At 62.9% G+C, this 20,104-nt stretch carries 18 protein-coding genes; 1 reads left to right on the top strand and 17 read right to left on the bottom strand.

The features are described 5' to 3' along the window. Positions 1 to 324: 324 nt before the first annotated feature. Positions 325 to 1,527, bottom strand: coding sequence for an ammonium transporter (locus tag AKL28_RS20950; RefSeq protein WP_050470273.1), 1,203 nt, complete (start codon positions 1,525 to 1,527; stop codon positions 325 to 327). A 325-nt stretch (positions 1,528 to 1,852) separates the two neighbouring features. Here AKL28_RS20950 and AKL28_RS20945 point away from each other — a divergent pair, with 325 nt between their 5' ends. Then, positions 1,853 to 3,475 carry an alkaline phosphatase D family protein gene (locus tag AKL28_RS20945; RefSeq protein WP_050470272.1) on the top strand — a complete coding sequence of 541 codons (1,623 nt, stop codon included), beginning with the start codon at positions 1,853 to 1,855 and terminating at the stop codon, positions 3,473 to 3,475. 21 nt (positions 3,476 to 3,496) lie between these two features. Here the strand turns inward: AKL28_RS20945 and AKL28_RS20940 are convergent, their stop codons facing one another. The 16 genes from AKL28_RS20940 to leuS form a co-directional block, all read right to left on the bottom strand. Next, a complete protein-coding gene (locus AKL28_RS20940) occupies positions 3,497 to 4,084 on the bottom strand; it encodes a hypothetical protein (protein WP_050470271.1) in 588 nt (195 codons plus the stop codon). Between the two features lie 139 nt (positions 4,085 to 4,223). Continuing rightward, a complete protein-coding gene (locus AKL28_RS20935) occupies positions 4,224 to 5,021 on the bottom strand; it encodes an IclR family transcriptional regulator (RefSeq protein WP_050470270.1) in 798 nt (265 codons plus the stop codon). 140 nt (positions 5,022 to 5,161) lie between these two features. Next, complete coding sequence (locus tag AKL28_RS20930) at positions 5,162 to 5,887, bottom strand: SDR family NAD(P)-dependent oxidoreductase (RefSeq protein WP_050470274.1); 726 nt, start codon at positions 5,885 to 5,887, stop codon at positions 5,162 to 5,164. Between the two features lie 134 nt (positions 5,888 to 6,021). Next, positions 6,022 to 7,308 (bottom strand): MFS transporter, encoded by a 1,287-nt coding sequence (locus AKL28_RS20925; protein WP_050470269.1) that lies wholly within the window; start codon positions 7,306 to 7,308, stop codon positions 6,022 to 6,024. Between the two features lie 263 nt (positions 7,309 to 7,571). Next, positions 7,572 to 8,306 (bottom strand): SDR family NAD(P)-dependent oxidoreductase, encoded by a 735-nt coding sequence (locus AKL28_RS20920; RefSeq protein WP_050470268.1) that lies wholly within the window; start codon positions 8,304 to 8,306, stop codon positions 7,572 to 7,574. A 2-nt stretch (positions 8,307 to 8,308) separates the two neighbouring features. Next, positions 8,309 to 8,836 (bottom strand): 2,4'-dihydroxyacetophenone dioxygenase family protein, encoded by a 528-nt coding sequence (locus tag AKL28_RS20915; RefSeq protein WP_050470267.1) that lies wholly within the window; start codon positions 8,834 to 8,836, stop codon positions 8,309 to 8,311. A 419-nt stretch (positions 8,837 to 9,255) separates the two neighbouring features. Continuing rightward, positions 9,256 to 10,155 (bottom strand): LysR family transcriptional regulator, encoded by a 900-nt coding sequence (locus AKL28_RS20910; protein ID WP_050470266.1) that lies wholly within the window; start codon positions 10,153 to 10,155, stop codon positions 9,256 to 9,258. A 58-nt stretch (positions 10,156 to 10,213) separates the two neighbouring features. Next, positions 10,214 to 11,044, bottom strand: a complete 831-nt coding sequence (locus tag AKL28_RS20905; protein WP_050470265.1) for a dioxygenase family protein — start codon at positions 11,042 to 11,044, stop codon at positions 10,214 to 10,216. Positions 11,045 to 11,131: 87 nt separating this feature from the next. After that, positions 11,132 to 11,545, bottom strand: coding sequence for a DoxX family protein (locus AKL28_RS20900; protein WP_050470264.1), 414 nt, complete (start codon positions 11,543 to 11,545; stop codon positions 11,132 to 11,134). Between the two features lie 171 nt (positions 11,546 to 11,716). Beyond that, positions 11,717 to 12,973, bottom strand: coding sequence for a THUMP domain-containing class I SAM-dependent RNA methyltransferase (locus AKL28_RS20895; protein WP_050470263.1), 1,257 nt, complete (start codon positions 12,971 to 12,973; stop codon positions 11,717 to 11,719). A gap of 107 nt (positions 12,974 to 13,080) precedes the next feature. Further along, a complete protein-coding gene (locus tag AKL28_RS20890) occupies positions 13,081 to 13,686 on the bottom strand; it encodes a 2-hydroxychromene-2-carboxylate isomerase (RefSeq protein ID WP_050470262.1) in 606 nt (201 codons plus the stop codon). Between the two features lie 78 nt (positions 13,687 to 13,764). Beyond that, positions 13,765 to 14,190, bottom strand: a complete 426-nt coding sequence (locus AKL28_RS20885) for a CopD family protein (RefSeq protein ID WP_050470261.1) — start codon at positions 14,188 to 14,190, stop codon at positions 13,765 to 13,767. Positions 14,191 to 14,332: 142 nt separating this feature from the next. After that, positions 14,333 to 15,601 carry a glutamate-5-semialdehyde dehydrogenase gene (locus AKL28_RS20880; RefSeq protein WP_050470260.1) on the bottom strand — a complete coding sequence of 423 codons (1,269 nt, stop codon included), beginning with the start codon at positions 15,599 to 15,601 and terminating at the stop codon, positions 14,333 to 14,335. A 129-nt stretch (positions 15,602 to 15,730) separates the two neighbouring features. Further along, positions 15,731 to 16,750: a DNA polymerase III subunit delta gene (gene holA, locus AKL28_RS20875; protein WP_050470259.1), complete on the bottom strand. Its 1,020-nt coding sequence runs from the start codon at positions 16,748 to 16,750 to the stop codon at positions 15,731 to 15,733. Between the two features lie 27 nt (positions 16,751 to 16,777). Beyond that, on the bottom strand, positions 16,778 to 17,317 hold the full coding sequence (locus tag AKL28_RS20870; RefSeq protein ID WP_050470258.1) for an LPS-assembly lipoprotein LptE: 540 nt from the start codon (positions 17,315 to 17,317) through the stop codon (positions 16,778 to 16,780). Between the two features lie 16 nt (positions 17,318 to 17,333). Further along, complete coding sequence (gene leuS, locus AKL28_RS20865) at positions 17,334 to 19,997, bottom strand: leucine--tRNA ligase (RefSeq protein ID WP_050470257.1); 2,664 nt, start codon at positions 19,995 to 19,997, stop codon at positions 17,334 to 17,336. Positions 19,998 to 20,104: the final 107 nt, after the last annotated feature.

The raw sequence follows: 20,104 nt of genomic DNA, 5'->3' as shown, positions 1-20,104 counted from the left end.
GGATCGTGGCCGAACCCGGCGCCTTCCAGTATCTGCGTAGTTTCTTTGATGCGTATGAAACTCTTGCCTTCATCGGCATGGGTAAACAGGTGGACTTCTTGGATGATCTTTGAACAGTCGTGCTTCACAACGTGCAACAAGAACCAGATCGCGGATGCAGCATGTCTCCTCCTAGCCGGAAGCTGTCTTCGGTTAGAGTCGCTAATAAATACAGTTTAAAAAAAGCCACCTTTCCAGGTGGCTTTTGGCTTTGTGATGATGCCTTAATGACCGTTAAATCAACACAGTATTAAAGTCTTCGGCAGACTTTATTTTTAGCCATCATCACCAACTGGTTTCCCGCTCCGCCGTCGACGAGATCTTGTGGATAGCCAGGTCGGCGCCTTCAAACTCCTGTTCGGGATCGAGGCGAATGCCGATGACCGCCTTGAGTACGCCGTAGACAATCCAGCCGCCAATCACCGCGATGACAATGCCCAGGAGGCTGCCCAGCAGTTGCGACATGAAGGCGACACCGCCGCGTCCGCCCAGCGCCTGCAGGCCGAAGATGCCGGCGGCCAGTCCGCCCCACAGGCCGCACAGGCCGTGCAGCGGCCACACGCCGAGCACGTCGTCGATCTTCCATTTGTTCTGGGTGCGGGTAAACATCCACACGAAGATGGCGCCGGCGATGCCGCCGGTGGCCAGGGCGCCGATCGGGTGCATCAGGTCCGAGCCGGCGCACACTGCGACCAATCCCGCCAGCGGGCCGTTGTAGGCGAAGCCGGGGTCGTTCCTGCCCATCAGCAGTGCAACCAGGGTGCCGCCGGCCATGGCCATGAGCGAATTCATGGCGACCAGGCCGTTCATCTTGTCCAGCGTCTGCGCGCTCATCACGTTGAAGCCGAACCAGCCCACGGTCAGGATCCAGGCGCCCAGCGCCAGGAAGGGGATGTTCGATGGCGGGTGCGCAGCGACTGCGCCTTCCTTGCTGTAGCGTCCGCGTCGCGCGCCCAGCAGCAGTACTGCGGGCAGTGCGATCCAGCCGCCTACGGCATGCACGACGATGGAGCCGGCGAAATCGTGGAATTCGGCGCCAAAGGTCGCAGCCAGCCAGGCCTGCACGCCCAGGTGTCCGTTCCAGGCAATGCCTTCGAAGAACGGGTAGACCAGCCCTACCAGCACGGCGGTGGCGATCAATTGCGGGTTGAATTTGGAGCGCTCGGCGATGCCGCCCGAGATGATGGCGGGGATGGCGGCGGCGAAGGTCAGCAGGAAGAAGAACTTGACCAGTTCGAAGCCGCTTCTTTGCGCCAGCGTTTCCGCGCCGGTGAAAAAGGAGACGCCATAGGCGACGTAGTAGCCGATGAAGAAGTAGACGATGGTCGACACTGCGAAATCGGCCAGGATCTTGACCAGTGCATTGACCTGGTTTTTCTTGCGTACGGTGCCCAGTTCGAGGAAAGCGAAGCCGGCATGCATGGCCAAAATCATGATGGCGCCGAGCAAGACGAACAGTGCATCTGCGCCGTTTTTGTGATCTTCCACCTGAAAACTCCCAAAGATTGTGCAATAAATGAATTGAAGCTTCGTTTTAAAGCAAATTTCATTCCATTTTGGTGCTTATGTTTTAAGTGGCTGATCTGAAAGGAATTTTTTATTCCATTTCTTTTGGGAATTCTCTTTTTGCACGAAGTTTGTGCGTGATTGGCCGGGTGGCGATGCGGTAAGCCATGTTTTGGTGCGGATCGAAAAAAATGAGGCGTGGAAAAGAAAAACCGCGAAAAATTTGCCTGCAGGCGCTGTTTCATCGGACGGTCATACTCGATTGCTAGATTGCAACGCTTCAAGCCACCTGCCACGAGGAGTTGCAATGCCAGACAACAAATACCCAGCCGACCAGCAACGCCGCCGCTTCCTGCTCGATAGTGCGAGCCTGGGCGCCGGTGCGATGCTGGGCGCCGCAGCCATGCCGGCGCGTGCCCAGGCGCCCGCCATCGTTACCTCCGAACGTTTGCGCCCGCAGATGCCGGACGGAGTGATGAGCGGCGATGTCACGCGCGATTCAGCCATCGTATGGAGCCGTACCGATCGCCCCGCGCGCATGCTGGTGGAATATTCCTCGAATGAGAATTTCGCCGGAGCCGTGCGCATCGCCGGCTCGCTGGCGACGGTGCATAACAATTACACCGCGCGCCTGGACTTACGCAGCCTGCCTGTTGGCCAGCGCCTGCACTACCGTGTGCGCTTCCAGGACTTGGCGCATGAATCGGCGCTGAGCGAACCGGTCGCCGGCAGCCTGATGGTGCCGGGCGGCGTACACAATGGCCAGGCCGACGACATCACGTTCGCCTTTTCCGGCGACGAGGCGGGGCAGGGCTGGGGTATCAACGAGGCCTGGGGCGGTTATCGCGTGTACGAGAGCATGCGCCGCTTCCGCCCGGATTTCTTCATCCACTCGGGCGACCAGATCTATGCCGACGGCCCGATCCAGGCCGAGGTGAAACTGGACGACGGCAGCCTGTGGCGCAATGTGGTCACCGAAGCCAAATCGAAGGTGGCGCAAACGCTGGATGATTTCCGCGGCAACTTCGCCTACAACATGCTGGATGCCAACAAGCGCCGCTTCTGCGCCGAGGTGCCGTTCCTGGTCCAGTGGGACGACCATGAAGTGCGCAACAACTGGTATCCGGGGCAGGTGATCGGCAAGGAAGAGACGCGTTACAGCGAGCGCAGCCTGGATGTGCTGATGGCGCGTGCGCGCCAGGCGATGTTCGAACATAATCCGTTCCGCATCGATGCCGCCGACCCGTTCCGCGTCTATCGCTCCTTCCATTACGGTCCGCTGCTGGAGGTGTTCATGCTCGATGAGCGCAGCTACCGCGGCGCCAATTCGCCCAACCGCCAGAAGGGCGGGCGCGATGCCGATTTCCTCGGCCCGCAGCAGATGCGCTGGATCAAGCAGGCGCTGCTGCGCTCGCGTTCGACCTGGAAGGTGATTGCCAGCGACATGCCGCTTTCCATCGTGGTGCCTGACCTCAACCCGGATGTGCCCAAGGGTACCTTTGAAGCCTGGGCCAACGGCGACAATGGCAAGCCTTCCGGGCGCGAGCTGGAAGTGGCCGAGCTGCTGCGCTTCATCAAGCGGCACGACATCAAGAACGTGGTGTGGGTGACCGCCGACGTGCACTATGCTTCGGCCACTTACTATTCGCCGGAGCGTGCGCAGTTCACCGAGTTCAAGCCTTTCTGGGAATTTGTCGGCGGGCCGCTCAATGCCGGCACCTTCGGCCCCGGTGAGATCGATCGCACCTTCGGGCCAGATGTGCGCTACGTCAGCATTCCTGCCGACATGAAACAGAACCGCTCGCCAGCGGAGTTGCTGCAGTTCTTCGGCATCGGCAAGATCGATGCCAAGACCCGCGCGATGACGGTGTCGCTGCACAACGCCGACGGCAACGAGATCTACAAGGTCGAATTGCCGCCGGAGGCCTGAGCCGTATTGGCAATGGCAGCTTCAGAATCCGTTGTCGGAACTGAAGCTGCCGGCGCTGCTGCGGCTGCCTCCCATCCCGCCCATTCCTCCGCCACCCTTGCCGCCTGAAGGCGGGCTGCCGCGTCCGCCGCTGCGCCCGCCTTCGCTCTTTCCAGGGCCGTCGGCCACGCGCTGCATGCGGTCGGCGATGTAATCCTGCACCAGCTTGCGCTGGTGGTCATCCAGCGCATCAGCCATCGAAAACCATACTTCGCGCAGTTGGCGCGCTTCCTGTCCGGAGGCTGCGCCGTCTTCGTCATAGCCGTGCGCCAGATCCCGAAATTCTGCGCCGGGCGTGTGCAGTACCTTGTCGGTTGCCTCCTGCAAGAGGGCGCGGCGTTGCTGGCGCTGGGCGAGGATGGCGCGCGTCTTTTGCTCGGTCTGGCGCCACAGGATTTGCTGGTTGGGCGTGAGCTGCAGGTCTTTCTTGAGCTGCTCGGTCATGGGGAGAATGTCCGCGGCGATCAGGTCGACCAGCGGCGTGGCTGCGGCCGGCAGCGAGGCGGCTATCGCCATGCCGAACACGGCGGCGCACAGGATCTGGCGCAGGGAGGGAAGGGTGAATGTCATCGTCGCTTGGTGTGGTGGGTTGGCCGCGGCGGCGGCCAGGGCAAAGCGACGATTTAAGCAGTACTGCGGGCGCATGTGCGCGGGCGAAGCATCCGGTAACACTTCATTGACGCTTGCGCGTCAATTGCGAAACCTGGTCTTAGCCCGGGCCGGCCAGCTTGCGCGAGATGGCGGCGCAGGTTTCCAGCAGGGGTTTGACATAGGCCTGCAGCGGCTCATCGAGGCGCCGGAACAGCGGGATGCTGATGCTGATGCAGGCCGCCGGCAGTCCGTCCGGGCCCATGATGGCGGCGCCGTAGCAGAAGATCTGCGCTTCGTTTTCTTCGCGGTCTTCGGCGTAGCCGCGCGCGCGGGTTTCTTCGATCTCGATGCGCAGCGCATCGAGATCGGTGATGGTGTGTTCGGTGAAGCGCTGCATGCGGATGCCTTGCATCAGCCGTTCGCGGCGGTCTTCGTCCAGTGCGGCCAGGTAGGCCTTGCCCACCGAGCTGGAGTAGAGCGTGACGCGGGTGCCGATGCGCGAGGTCATGCGCACGGCCTGCGGGCTTTCCAGTTTTTCGATGTAGACCATGCCGGCGTCGGAGGGCAACGCCAGGTGCACGGTTTCGCGCGTGGCGTCGCGCAGCGCGCGCAGGTGGTCGATGGCGGTGGCGCGGATGTCGCTGCGGTCCCAGGCGCGGCTGGCCAGGTTGATCAGGCGCGGGCCGACCTCGAACTGTTTGGTGCGCGGGTTTTCCACCACCATGCCTTCAGCCATCAGCGCCGCCAGGATGCGGTAGACGGTCGGGCGCGGATAGCCGGAAAGGGCGGCCAGTTGCGCGATGGTCAATGGCGCATCCTGGTCGGCGATCAGTTGCAGCACGGCCATGAACTTGGAGAAGGCGGCGGTGCCGGCGATCTTGGTCTGGTCTTCCGTGGCTTTATCTTGTGCGGACATGGGCGATGGATGCTGGTTGGTGTGTGACGGGAGGCGGCGCCAGATTATAGCGGAGCGGTTTGCCGCATCCGATAAAAAAGCCCGCGTCGGCATGGAGTCGCTGACGCGGGCAAATGGCATGCAATCGGTGTGTTGTTTCTTTATGCGACCAGGTAACCGCCATCGACGGGGATGATGGTACCGGTCATGAAGGATGCAGCCGGCGTGCACAGGAAGGCCACGACATTGCCGATGTCTTGCGGCGTACCCCAGCGGCCCAGTGGGGTGCGCGCCAGGATCGGGCCGGAGCGTGCCGGGTCGTCCTGCAGCGCTTGCGTCAGGGGCGTGGCGATCCAGCCCGGCGCCACTGCGTTGACGCGGATGCCGTCGGCCGCGTAGGCAATCGCCAGCGACTTGGTCAATTGCGCTACGCCGCCTTTGCTGGCGCTGTAGCCCGGCACCAAACCGCCGCCGAAAAAGCTCAGCATGGAGGCGGTGTTGACGATGCAGCCCTTGGACTGCTTCAGCAGTTCCCGCGCGGCGGCGCATACGCGCATGGTGCCGGTGAGGTTGACCGCGATCACCTGTTCGAAGACTTCGGTTTCCAGTTCGGCGCCGCGCTTGATGATGCCGGCGCAATTGACCACGATATCGAGCTTGTCGATCTTGGCCAGCGCGCCGCGCACGCTGTCTTCGGAGGCCACGTTCATCTCGATGAGCGACACGCCGGTGTCCTTGAATTCATCGGTGGCGAACGGCGGCAAGCCGGCGGCAATCACCTTGGCGCCCATCGATGCCAGCTGACGCGCAATGGCGCCGCCGATGCCTTGGGTGCCGCCGGTGACCAGTGCGGTCTTGCCCTTGAAGAGATCGGTGGAGAAAGTCATGTCGTTTCCTTTGCTATTTTTCATGGTGCGGGGGACTGGCTGGATGCCGCCGGCGGTGTTTGCCGGCGGCATCGGGTCAGGCTCCTGCCTGGGTGTTTCCCGCGGCATGCGCCACGGGAAGGGAGGCCCGCAAATCAGGCGTGCGCGTCGATTGGCTTGTTCACCACGAACATGTAGACCAGTGCAGCGGCAAAGGCCACGGCAGCGCTGATCAGCAGTGCATTGACGAAGGAGTGGGTCTGGTCCACCACCACGCCGGTGATCACCGGGGCCAGCGAGCCGCCCAGGTAGCCGCCGAAGTTCTGCATGCTGCCCAGCGAGGCCACCAGGCGGCGCGGAATCGCCACCGAGACCAGCGCCCAGGCGCCGCCCGAGGCCATGTTCACGAACGCCATGGCCAGCGAGATGTAGACGATCGCCATGGTGGTGCTGGGGGTGTAGGCGGCAGGGATGGTGAACGCGCCCGCACCGATCAGGCCGGCGCAGATCGGCCATTTGCGGCTGCGGATTGCTGGCATGCCGCGTTTCATCAGGCCGTCGGCGATGTAGCCCGAAGACAGCATGCCCAGCGTGCCGAAGATGTAGGGGATCACCACCACCCAGCCGGTACGCGCGATCGACAGGTGGCGCTCATGCTCCAGGTAGGCCGGCAGCCAAGTCAGGTACAGCCACACCATGTAGATCACGCCCATGAAGCCGAACAGCATGCCCCAGGTGGTGCGGTACTTGAACAGGCTCTTCCATTCGGCCCAGGTCAGCTTGGCGTTGGCGTTCGGATCGTTGTCGTTGTCATCGGCCAGGTACAGCACCTCGGACGGGGTCAGCTCGACTTCGTTGCGGTTGCGGTAGAACAGGTACCAGCCCACCGACACCGCGATGCCCAGCACGCCCATGATGACGAACATCATGCGCCAGCCGAAGGACAGCATCAGGATGGTGAGGATCGGCGGCGCCAGCGCAGGGCCGATGGTCGAGGAGGCGACGAAGATGCCGGTAGGGCCGCCGCGCTCGCGCATGGCAAACCATTCCGACACTACCTTGGCGCCGGCCGGGAACTGCGGCGCTTCGCCCAGGCCCAGGAACACGCGCGCCACCAGGAACTGCTGCAGGCTGGTGACGAAACCGCCGGCCAGCTGCGCCACCGACCAGATGAACATGCCCGCGCCCAGCATCACGCGTGCGCCGAACTTGTCGAGCATGGCGCCGATGGGCAGTTGCGAGAAGGCGTAGGCCAGAGAGAAGGCCGACAGCAGCAAGCCCATCTGCGAGGCCGACAGGCCCAGCTCCTGGCTGACGGAATGGTTGGCGATGGACAGGGTGCTGCGGTCAAGGTAATTGACGATACCTGCCAGCATCAGGAACGTCAGTGCGACGACCTGGATGCGTTTGAGCTTGGGGCTCTTTTCTTTCTGAACTTCCATGAATTGTGTCTCCAAAGTGAATGAGTGACTGCCATTTGGTCGCTTCCTGCCAACATCGTCTTTGCGCGATGCTTGATACGGAAAGCTTTTTTTGGGTGGGGCGGCACTGTCGTCGCCGGCGTTGTGGATGCCGCCGGCGCGTGTTTGATCGGCTGTTGCCAGCCGGTCCGGCACGGGATGCTGCTTGGCTGCACCTTCCGCGACCGCCTCTTGCCCGGATCATTCTTTGCTGCTGCCCATCCCGGTGATGGGCTTGATTGCATTTAGTACGTCGCGCGGCCGCCGGAGAGATCGAATACGGCGCCGGTGTTGAAGGTGCAGGATCCCGAGCACAGCCAGGCCACCATCTCCGCGACTTCGTCGACCGTACCCAGGCGCGCCATCGGGCTCTTGTTGATCATGTTCTGCACGTGTGCGGGCGACATCTGCTCCAGGAGCGAGGTCTTCACCGCTGCCGGCGCCAGCGCGTTGACCAGCACACCCGCATGGGCCAGTTCCTTGCCCAGCGACTTGGTCAGGGCTAGCACGCCGGCCTTGGCGGCGCTGTAGGCCGAGGCGTTGGGCGTGCCTTCCTTGCCCGCCAGCGAGGCGATGTTGACGATGCGCCCGCTGCCGGCCACACGCATCGCAGGCACCACGCTGCGGCAGGTGTGGAATACGCCCAGCAGGTTGACGTTGACGATGCGGTGCCATTCGGCCACGTCATATTCGTCCAGCGGCACGGTGGAGCCGGCATAGCCGGCGTTGTTGACCAGGAAGTCGATGCGGCCGGTATCGGCCAGCAGGCGCTGCACGGCAGCATCGGTGGAAGCCGGGTCGGTGATGTCGACTTCCTCCTGCCGGAACGGGGAGGCAGGATTGGCCTTCAGGTCCCAGCACACCACTTGTGCGCCGGCGCGCGCCAGGCGTTCGCTGATGGCCGCGCCGATGCCGCCGTTGCCGCCGGTGACGACAGCCACGCAGCCCTTGAAATCGTAGTCGGCGTTGTTATAGGCCATGCTTATCTCACGAACTGGTTGACGTAATCGCTGCCCAGGCCGACCGCTTCATAATGCTTGCGGCACATGTCCAGCTTGGTATAGACGTCTTCATAGCCCTCGAACTTGCCCCAAGGGTCGCAGTAGAACATGACGCCGGTGATGTGGAAGTAGGTGATCATTTCTTCCACGTCTTCCGGGACGAACAGGGTGTGCGTTTCGCCCGGCGGTTCGAACACATAGCTGCCTTGCTCGGCGATCCAGTTGTGTTCCAGGTAGCGCCACTTGCCCTTCAGCACCATGCCGTGCACCGGCGCCGGATGGCGGTGGCGCGACAGCACGCCCGACTTGCGCACGCGCAGCAGGTTGGTCCAGTAGCCTTGCGAGACGTTCAGGCACAGCGGGCGGAACCAGACGTTCTCGGCCTGCGGCACCCAGACGCGCTCGTCTTCGGGGATGGCCGGATTGACGACGATCTCCAGCGGGGCTTCCTTGGGATTGGGGAATTGGTACGGCATCATCTTCGAATCGGCTGGCATGGGGGCGCTCATTGGGTTCTCCTCATTGATTTGTCTCTCAGTACCATATGTTCATTATATGGACATGTGGTCTGCAATGTGGTCACTTTGAGCGATCGGAGGGAGGATGTCAAGCCAAGTATCGAGGCAGGTGCAGCCACAAAGGCGAGTGATTGATAGTGAGGCCGATCAAGAATTGCCTCGATTGCTCTGGCTTGATGCCTTGCATTGCAGAGGGAGACCATGTCTTTCAACGCGAGCCATATTTTTGTGCCGGGAACACGCAGTCGTCCGCCTGCGACAAAATCACCGACCAATGCAATGGTCATACCAATTTTGAGGGGCGCAGTGTAGTCCAGCGGCGCAAGGAAATGTGCCGGATGAAGGATGAAAATTCTGCACCCGCCATATTCATCCCAAGCGATGGGAGGAATTCAGGCGAAAGAAGACGCTCAGTCGTTCCAGTGCACTTGCTTGAATGCTTCAGACAGGAAATCCAGCATCGCCCGCACCTTGGGCGGCAGATGCGCGCGGCTGGGGTAGACGGCGTAGATGCCCAGTTCGGGCGAGGTGTATCCGGACAGCAGCGGCACCAGTTGGCCGCTGCGCAGATACTGGTCGATCATGAAGGTGGGTTGACGGGTGATACCTGCCCCGCCCAGCGCCGCCGCCACGCAGCTGTCGCCGTTGTTGACGTGCATGCGCGAGTGCATCTTGATGCTGACCGGGCCTTCCGGACCGTTGAACTGCCAGCCGTCCTTGCTGACGTTATAGCTGTAGCTGATGGCCTGGTGCTGTGCCAGTTCGTGCGGATGGGCCGGCGTACCGTACTTCTCAAGATAGGCCGGCGAAGCGCACACCTGCAGGTTGGTGGTGGCCAGCTTGCGGTGCACCAGCGTGGAGTCGGACAGGCGGGCGATGCGGATGGCCATGTCGAAGCCTTCGTCGATGATGTCGACGATGCGGTCCGACAGCGTGATGTCCAGCGCCACGCCGGGGTAGCGTTCCAGGAACATCGGCCACAGCGGCGCCAGGTGCAGCACGCCGAACGTGTGCGGCGCGTTGATGCGCAGCAGCCCGCTGGGGTTCGATGCGCCGGCCAGCAGCAGGTCGTCGGCCTCTTCCAGCGCGGCCACGATCTGCTTGCAGCGTTCCAGGTACAGCGTGCCGGCTTCGGTCAGGGAGAGGCGGCGTGTAGTCCGCTGCATCAGGCGCGAGCCCAGCCTCGCTTCCAGTTCAAGCACGGTGCGAGAGACTGCTGCCTTGGAGATGCCGAGCGCATCGGCAGCTTTCACGAAGCTGCCCAGTTCGGCCACGGCAATGAAGCATTCGATTTCCCGCAGTTTGTTCAAATCCCGTATCCCCGAAACGGCGCCGCTGGAATGCCGTCCCGCAGCTTGCTGGGATGGCTCAGGCGGCTGCCGGTAGTTGTGCCAACAGGTTGGAGGCCGTGCCGAAGGCGAAGGCATCCATGCGCAGGCTATGATACGTCGAACCGCTGTCGAGGTGCACGAACTGCGTCCAGTCGTCGGCCGCGCCCATGGCGAAGAACAGCGTAAGCAAGTGCTCGTCGCTGGGATGGCTGCGCACCGCATGCGGCGCGGTGGTGCGGTAGCCGAACAGGCCTTGCAGGTCGCCGGCATGCATGCGCTCGAGGAACCAGTGCAGGAACTCCAACGTATGCGGTGCGTCGGCCGTGGCCGGATCGTTGCGGCGCAGCTCGCGCAGGTTATGCGTGAAGCTGCCGGAACCGACCAGCAGGATGCCTTCCCTGGCCAGCGGCGCCAGCAACTGGCCGACGCGATAGTGATAGTCCGGCGGCATGTGCGGCTGCAGCGACAGTTGGATCACCGGCACATTGGCTTGCGGATACAGGTAGCGCATCGGCACCCAGGCGCCGTGGTCCAGGCCCCAGCTGCCATCGGTGCCGGCTTCCACGCCGCCGTCGCGCAGCAGGCGCGCCACGTGCTCGGCCAGTGCCGGTTGGCCGGGGGCCGGGTAATCCAGTTGGTAGAGCGCTTGCGGGAAGCCGCCGAAGTCGTGGATCACCGGCGGCTTGGGCTGGTTGCCGACGCGCGCGGTCACGGTTTCCCAGTGCGGCGAGACGATCACGATAGCCTTGGGTCGGGGCAGGGTGGCGCCGATGTCCGACAGCAGCGGGCCGGTGCGGCCGGGTTCCACGGCCAGCATGGGCGAGCCGTGCGAGACGAACAGCGAGGGCAAGTGGATGGTGTCGGACATGGTGTTCTCCTGTAACGAGTTCAAGCCTGAAAGCAACATGCCGGGACTGTTGCCCCGGCATGGCTTGCTTCATGGTGGGCGGAGGGCTTATTTGCGATGTTCGCGCTTGAGGGCAAAAGCGCCGTCACCCAGCAGATAGACGGCAACCAGGCCGACGATCCACAGCGCCAAGTATTCCCAGCCGCCTTTCGGATTGGTGAAGAAGAAGCCGGCCGGGCCGTGCACCAGCACGATTGCGCCCAGCAGGTCCAGCGCCAGCGGGATGGCCAGCCAGCGGCCGTAGTAGCCCAGCACCAGCGCGAGGCCGCCGACCACTTCCAGCAGCATCACCGGATAGGCCAGGAAGCCGGGCACGCCCAGCGAGGCGAAGAAGCCCGCAGTGCCGGCCGGCGTGAAGACGAAGATCTTCAATCCCGCATGGATCAGGAAGAAGATGCCCATGGTGACGCGCAGCAGGAAGGCGGCGTAGTCGGCTTTGGTATTGGCGGTGATGGTAGTCATGATGTTCCCCGAATGAGTGTATGGATGAGGCAGCCGGATGACGCGCATTGCGCGTTGTGGAGCGGCTGCCCATGACGACACTTTAGGGAAAGATCGGGCGCGGATAAATCCGTTTGCGCGGGAAGGATTGTCTTGCTGAGGTTGACAATCGCTTCCCGCTGGAGGGCGGGGTCAGTCTTCGCTGTTGCCGGAGTGCGGCTTGGCTTCTTCGCGGCGGTTGTAGCCGGCCACCATGTCGAAACGGAACAGGCGGCATTCCAGCGCGCCATTGAAGAACGGGGTCTTGCGCGACTCCTTCAGGCGCATCAGCTTGGGCAGGCCAAGGTCGGCCGAGAACAGGAACACGCTCCATCCGGCGAAGCGTTGCTTGAGCGTCGTGCTGAAGGCGCTGAAGAACTGCGCAAACAACTCCTCGGTCGGCAAGGCGCGGTCGCCGCGCACGCCGATACGCTCGCCATAGGGCGGATTGGTCAGGATGATGCCGACCAGCGGCTTGCCATCGGCGCCGACCGGCGGTTTCACTTCCTGCGCCTCGATCTGTTTCAGCGGGATCTCGAACTGGATACCGGCGCGCGCCAGGTTATGGCGCGTCAGCTCGACCATGTCGCCCGAGATGTCGCTGCCAAACAGGGTGGGCGTGGTCGGCAGCGGATTGGGCTTGAAGTCGCCCTTGATGGCCAGCCAGGTTTCGGCATTGAAGTTGCTGAACTTCTCGAAGGCGAAACGGCGGCGCGCGCCCGGCGGCACGCCGGCCACCATTTGCGCGGCTTCGGCCAGGATGGTGCCGGAACCGCACATGGGATCGAACAGCGGCACGCCCGGCTTCCAGCCGGAAGTGCGCAACAGGCCCGCGGCCAGGTTCTCGCGCAGCGGCGCGTCGCCGGTTTCCTCGCGCCAGCCGCGCTTGAACAGCGCCTCGCCGGAGGTGTCGAGGTAGACCGTGTAATTGTGTGCGTCGACGAAGCCGGCGATGCGCATGTCGGGCGTCTTGGTGTTGACCGAGGGGCGTAGCTTCATCAGGTCGAGGAAGCGGTCGCAGATGGCGTCCTTGATCTTGAGCGTGGTGAATTCCAGGCTGCGCAGCGGCGACTTCACTGCCGTCATGTCCACGCGGATGGTGTGCGAGACCTTGAACCAGTCTTCCCACGGCTGGGCCAGGGTCAGGTCGTAGATGTCGTTTTCGTTCTTGTAGGAACCGTGCGCCATGCGCAGCAGCACGCGGCTGGCGATGCGCGAATGCAGGTTCAACTGGTAGGCCGCCAGCAGCGTGCCCGAGCAGTGCACGCCGCCCGGTACCTGGTTATGTACCTTGATCGCAGCGGCCGGGCCGGCATGCTGGGCGATCTCGTTGAGTTCTTCGGCCAGCGCCGCCTCCAAGCCGCGCGGGCAGGGGCAGAAGTAGGAATAGCTGGTTTGGAAGGATTGCATGGGGGTACCTTTTGTCCGTTGTGAAACTGTCATGTCCAAATGAAGACGCCGGGCCGCGAATGCGCGCCCGGCGTCATTTTACCGCTGAAGTTGCTTAGATCCGGTTCTTAAGACTTGGCGAATGCGCGTTCGACGAAGTCCAGCCGATCCTGGCCCCAGTAGCCTTCGCCTTCATAAATGAACCACGGCGCGCCGAACACGCTGGCGGCGTTCGCTTCATCGGTGAAGCGGTCGAACTCGGCTTGCACGCTGGCAGTGTCGGAAGACTTCAGCAGCGCCGCGCCGTCATGGTCCAGCGCGTTGGCGATGGCAACCAGCGTGTCGTTGTCGGCAATGTTCTTCTGGTCTTCCCACACGCCGCGCATGACGGCGCCGGCCAGCTTGAGCGAGGCGGCAGTGCCGTGCGCCAGCTGGGCCGCGATGATCATGCGCGCCGCCGTATCGCTGTTGACCGGGAAGTAGGTCGGCTGCAGGTTCATCGGCTTGCCGAGGAATTCGCTCCAGCGCGCCAGTTCCTTCAGGCGGTAGGCCTGGCGTTGCGGAGCGCGCTTGGCCAGCGGCAGGCCGCCGGAGATGCCGAAGATCTTCGACAGGTCGAACGGCTTGGGCAGGATCTGCACCTTGTATTTTTCGGCGAGGGCGACGAAGCGCTCGTGGCCCAGGTAGGCGAACGGCGAATGCGGCGCGAAGAAGTATTCACAGGTTTTGCTCATGACCGGCTCCGGTTGGCTGATGAGAGTGGATGGTGTACGACCCGAAACAGACTGCCCGCCCCTGGCGAAGGGCGGTTCTTAAAATGGCTTGACCACGACCAGGATCACGATGGCCAGCAGCAGCAGCACCGGCACTTCGTTGAACCAGCGGAACCAGACATGGCTGCGCGTATTTTTTCCCAGTTCGAATTTCTTGAGCAGCGAACCGCAGGCATGGTGGTAGCCGATCACCAGCAGCACCAGGAAGATCTTGGCGTGCAGCCAGCCGTTGCCCGGCCCGCGCCAGAATTGCCAGGTCACCGCCAGGAGCCAAAGGCCCAGGCCCAGTGCCGTCAGCGCCGTGATGCCGGTGAAACGGTACAGCCGGCGCGCCATGCCCAGCAGGCGCTCGCGCGCTACCAGTTCGGTCTCCTGGGCCAGGTTGACGAAAATGCGCGGCAAATAAAACAAACCGGCGAACCAGGAGGCGATGAAGACGATGTGCAGCGCTTTGATCCAGAGCATGGTGTTCCTTGGCTGGTCGATGGGATGGACGGCCGTCGCCTGCCCGCCATGGCGGGCTGTTCCAGCGACATGATGGCGACGGCTTGTGTCCGCCTGATTACTTGGTTATTGCGGGTGCTGCTGATGGTGCCGAAAAGGCGGCTTACTGGCGCACCTGGCCTTGGCCCAGCACCACGTACTTGAGCGAGGTCAGGCCTTCCAGTCCGACCGGGCCGCGTGCGTGCAGCTTGTCGTTGGAAATGCCGATCTCGGCGCCCAGGCCGTATTCGAAACCGTCGGCGAAGCGTGTCGAGGCGTTGACCATGACCGAGGCGGAATCCACTTCGCGCAGGAAACGCATGGCGCGCGTGTAGTCCTCGGTGATGATGCTCTCGGTGTGCTGCGACGAGTGGCGGTTGATGTGCTCGATCGCCTCATCCATATCGGCCACCACCTTGATGGACAGGATCGGTGCCAGGTATTCGGTGTCCCAGTCTTCGGGAACGGCATCCTTCTTCAGCGGATAGCCGGCCAGGATCGCTGCGGCTTCGGGGTCGCAGCGCAGCTCCACTTCCTTGGCGCGGTACAGCTCGGCCAGCGGCGGCAGGATGGCGGCGGCGACGCCGCGCGCCACCAGCAGGGTTTCCATGGTGTTGCAGGTGCCGTAGCGGTGGCATTTGGCGTTGAAGGCCACGTCCAGCGCCTTTTGGGTGTCGGCCTTGTCATCGATATAGACGTGGCAGATGCCGTCCAGGTGCTTGATCATCGGCACCTTGGATTCCTTGATCAGGCGCTCGATCAAACCCTTGCCGCCGCGCGGCACGATGACGTCGACGTATTCCTGCATGGTGATGAGCGCGCCCACCGCGGCGCGATCGGTGGTCTCGACCACCTGTACCGCATCTTCCGGCAGGCCGGCGCCGGCCAGGCCTTCCTTGACCAGCTTGGCCAGCGCCTGGTTGCAGTGGATTGCTTCCGAGCCGCCGCGCAGGATGGTGGCGTTGCCGCTCTTGATGCACAGGCCGGCGGCGTCCACCGTCACATTCGGGCGGGCTTCGTAGATGATGCCGATCACGCCCAGCGGCACGCGCATCTGGCCGACCTGGATGCCGGTAGGGCGGTATTTCATGTTGGTGATCTCGCCGATCGGGTCGGCCAGCGAGGCGATCTGTTCCAGGCCTTCGGCCATGGTGGCGATGGCCTTGTCGGACAGCGTCAGGCGATCCAGCATGGCTTCGGCAAGGCCATTGGCGCGCGCCGCATCCAGGTCCTGGGCATTGGCTGCGCGCAGCGCATCCGCATCGCGCCGGATGGCGGCGGCGATCAGGACCAGCGCCCGGTTCTTGGCGGCAGTATCGGCACGGGCCATGGCGCGCGAAGCTGCGCGCGCGCGTTGGCCGATCCGGTTCATGTAGAGCTCGATGTTTTCCATGATTTTTCTTCCCTCCGGCAACCCGCTTCCTGATTTGAGGCGGTTTCACCGTATTTATTTTCCCGCCGTCGTCCCGGCAGGTTTTTGATTTTATTCCATGCCGAAGCCGGCAGCCGGGGCCGCTTCGATTCAGCGGCCGCGCGCCAGTTTCAGTCCCAGTTGCGATAACGCATCCCAAGGATCGCCGGCGAAGGCCTTGGCGCGCAGCCCTTTGACCATGCGGTCGATATGCGCGGCTTCCTGCAGCGCGGTCTGCAGCGCCGGCAGGCTGATGCGGCGCAGGGCCGGTTCCATCAGCTTTTCGCGCGGACCCCAGATGCGGTACTCCTTCAGCAGGGCGCCGACGGCCTTGCCTTGCGCCATGCCGGATTTCAGTTTCAGCAGGGTGCGGATCTCTTCGGTCACCGCCCACAGCACCAGCGGCAGCGCTTCGCCTTCGCCCTTGAGGCCGTCCATCATGCGCGTGAGCCGCGCAACGTCGCCGGACAGCATCGCTTCATTGAGCTTGAATACGTCATAGCGCGCCACGTTGAGCACGGCGTCCTGTACCTGTTCGAACGAGAGCTTGCCGGCCGGATGCAGCAAGGCGAGCTTCTGGATTTCCTGGTGCGCCGCCAGCAGGTTGCCTTCCACGCGGTCGGCGATGAAGTCCAGGCAGAGGCGGTCGGCGCTCTGCTGCTGGGCCGCCAGGCGGTTGCCGATCCAGCCGGGCAACTGGGTGCGTTCAACCAGCGGGATGTCGATGTAGACCGCGGCCTGCTGCAAGGCGCCGACCCAGGCCGCTTTTTGCGTGGCCCAGTCGAGCTTGGGCAGGCTGATGATGGTCAGGTTGTCGGGACTCAGGTTGGCCGCGTACTCCTGCAGCGCGGCGCCACCATCCTTGCCGGGTTTGCCGGTGGGGATGCGCAGCTCGATCAGTTTCTTGTCGCCGAACAGCGATTGCGACTGGTTGGCCGCCAGCAGTTCGCCCCACTTGAAGCTGCGTTCGACCACCAGCACTTCGCGTTCGGTATACCCGTTGGCGCGCGCGGTGCGGCGGATCTTGTCGGCCGCCTCCAGTGCGAGCAGGTGCTCGTCGCTGGCGATCACATACAGCGGCGCCAGCGATTTGCCGAGATGGGTGTCGAGGGCGTCATGCCGCAGTTGCATCAGACTGTTTTCCTGTTACGCAGCGGTTCAGGGTTCCGGGTCGACGTTCTCGGCAGCGATTGCCGATTTCGAGGCCGACAGGCGGCGCAGGATCTGCTGTACCAGGTCGGACTGCATGTCGCGGTACAGCAGGGCTATTTCGGCTTGTTTAGCCAGTTCCTGGTTTTCATCGTAGGTGACCACGCGGCGCAGGGTGATGGCCGTTGGTGGGATCATCACTGCACCTTTGGTGTCGGCTACCGAAAATGTGAATCGCTGGAACAGCGCTAATTCACGCACGCGCCCATTGGTGTTCAAGGTCAGCACTTGCTTGTCACGGGTATCCGCCAGCACCTTCAAATTGGCCTCGGCCTCCTTCTGGTCATCGACCACCTTGGCACCGCTGGCCTCGATGTTGCGTTTGAGTTCGACGCCGACTGCCGAATTCGGTGCGAAGCCCAAATAAATGGTCTTGAACGGCAGGTTGGCCGCACCGCGCATATGGAAGCCGCAGGCCGCCAGCAGCAGGGTAGCGGCCAGCATGAGCAGCCATTGCCCGATGCGTTTTGATTGTGTTTGAGCGAGCATGGATATCCGTTCGAAATCAGACCACGATGTTGACCAGCTTGCCGGGCACCACGATGACTTTCTTCGGGGTGCCGGTGACGAACTTCTGCACGTCTTCGTTGCCCAGTGCTGCGGCTTCGATGGCGGCCTTGTCTGCTTCCTTGGCGACGGTCACTTCACCGCGCAGCTTGCCGTTGACCTGCACCACCAGCTTGATCTCGCTTTGCTCCAGCGCGGCGGCATCCACCTGCGGCCATTCGGCGTCGAGGATGTCGCCAAATTGCTTGGCGTAGCCCAGTTCCTGCCATAGCGCGTGGGTGATGTGCGGCGCCACCGGGTTGAGCACGCGCAGGAAGATCGAGAAGCTTTCGGCGATTACGGCATTGGCTGCCGCGCTGTCATCCAGCTTGGCGCCTTCCAGCGTGTTGAGCATCTTCATGCAGGCCGACACCACGGTGTTGTACTGGATGCGCTTGAGGTCGTTGTCGGCCTGCTGCAGGATCTTGTGCACTTCACGGCGCAGCGTTTGGAGTGCGGGATCATCTTTCAGCTTGACGACCAGGTCGTTATCATCGAAAGGCGTACCGGCCGCGATGCGCGCAGCGTTGTTGTAGCCGAAGGCCCACACGCGGCGCAGGAAGCGGTTGGCGCCTTCCACGCCCGCGCCCGACCATTCCAGCGTCTGTTCCGGCGGCGAGGCAAACATGGTGAACAGGCGCGCGGTGTCGGCGCCGTACTGGTCGATCTGCGCCTGCGGGTCGATGCCGTTGTTCTTGGACTTGGACATCTTCTCGGTGCCGCCGATTTCCACCGGCTGGCCGTCGGCCTTCAGGATCGCCGACACCGGACGCCCCTTGTCGTCGAAGGTCAGTTCCACGTCGGCCGGGTTGATCCAGGTCTTCTTGCCAGCGGCGTCTTCGCGGTAGTAGGTTTCGTTCAACACCATGCCCTGCGTGAGCAGGTTGGTGAAGGGCTCGTCGAACTTGACCAGGCCGAAGTCGCGCATGACCTTGGTCCAGAAGCGCGCATACAGCAGGTGCAGCACGGCGTGCTCGATGCCGCCGATGTACTGGTCCATCGGCATCCAGTAGTCGTTGCGGGCGTCGACCATGGCGTTGTCGCTGTGCGGCGAGGTATAGCGCATGTAGTACCAGGACGAATCCACGAAGGTGTCCATGGTGTCGGTTTCGCGGCGCGCCGGCTTGCCGCAGCTGGGGCAGTCGACATGCAGGAATTGCTCGTGCTTGTTCAGCGGGTTGCCGCTGCCGTCCGGTACGCAGTCTTCCGGCAGCACCACCGGCAGGTCCTTTTCCGGCACCGGCACGTCGCCGCAATCCGGGCAATGGATGATGGGGATCGGGGTGCCCCAGTAGCGCTGGCGCGAGATGCCCCAGTCGCGCAGGCGGAAGGTGACTTTCTTTTCACCCACGCCCTTGGCGGCCAGGTCGGCGGCGACTGCCTCGACCGCAGCCTGGTAACCCAGGCCGTCGTACTTGCCGGAGGCAATTGTTTTGCCGTTTTCCTTGTCGCCGTACCATTCTTCCCAGGCGTCGGTGGAGTAGGTCTTGCCTTCCACGCCGATGACCTGTTTGATCGGCAGGCTGTATTTCTTGGCGAATGCGAAATCGCGCTCGTCGTGTGCAGGTACGCCCATGACAGCGCCGTCGCCATAGGTAATCAGCACATAGTTGCCGATCCACACTTCGACTTGCGCGCCGGTCAGCGGATGGGTGACGAACAGGCCGGTCGGCATGCCCTTCTTTTCCATCGTCGCCATGTCGGCTTCGATGACGCTGCCCTTCTTGCACTCGGCGATGAAGGCTTGCAGTTCCGGCTTGTCCTTGGCGGCAAAGGTGGCCAGCGCGTGTTCCGGCGCCACGGCGCAGAAGGTCACGCCCATGATGGTGTCGGCGCGGGTGGTGAAGACCCACAGCTTGCCGTCGTTGATCGGCTGGCCGTTTTCCTGGATGTCATGCGGGAAGGCGAAGCGCACGCCGGTCGACTTGCCGATCCAGTTGGCCTGCATCAGGCGCACGCGCTCTGGCCAGCCGGGCAGCTTGGTTTCGACATGCTCCAGCAGCTCGTCGGCGTAGTCGGTGATCTTGGCGTAGTACATCGGGATTTCGCGCTTTTCGATCAGCGCGCCCGAGCGCCAGCCGCGGCCGTCGATCACCTGCTCGTTGGCCAGCACGGTCTGGTCGATCGGGTCCCAGTTCACGGTGCCGGTCTTCTTGTAGATGATGCCTTTTTCCAGCATCTTCAGGAACATCCACTGGTTCCACTTGTAGTACTCGGGCGAGCAGGCGGTCATTTCGCGCGACCAGTCGATCGCCAGGCCCATCGAGGCCATCTGCTTCTTCATGTACTCGATGTTGGAATAGGTCCACTGCGCCGGCGGCACGCCATTGGCCATCGCGGCGTTTTCGGCCGGCATGCCGAAGGCGTCCCAGCCCATGGGCATGAGCACGTTGTGGCCGCTCATGCGCAGGTAGCGGTACATCACGTCATTGATGGTGTAGTTGCGCACGTGCCCCATGTGCAACTTGCCGGACGGGTAGGGCAGCATCGAGCAGGCGTAGAACTTCTTCTTGTCGCGGCCTTGCTTGTCCTTGGCGTGTTCGACGGTCTTGTAGGCGTCGATGGCGTTCCAATGCTGCTGTGCGGACTGTTCGACTTCGGCGGGGCTGTATTTATCTTGCATGACGGGATGAAACGAATGGAAACGGTTGGAATTCGAAACCTTGCATTATACCGGCTCGTTCCTGGGGGAGGCAGTCTGGCGCTGATGGCCGGATACGGATGTAAAGG

Source organism: Herbaspirillum chlorophenolicum, from assembly GCF_001189955.1.
In the GTDB taxonomy this organism is placed as follows: domain Bacteria; phylum Pseudomonadota; class Gammaproteobacteria; order Burkholderiales; family Burkholderiaceae_D; genus Herbaspirillum; species Herbaspirillum chlorophenolicum.
This window is presented reverse-complemented; position numbering and strand designations above follow the sequence as displayed.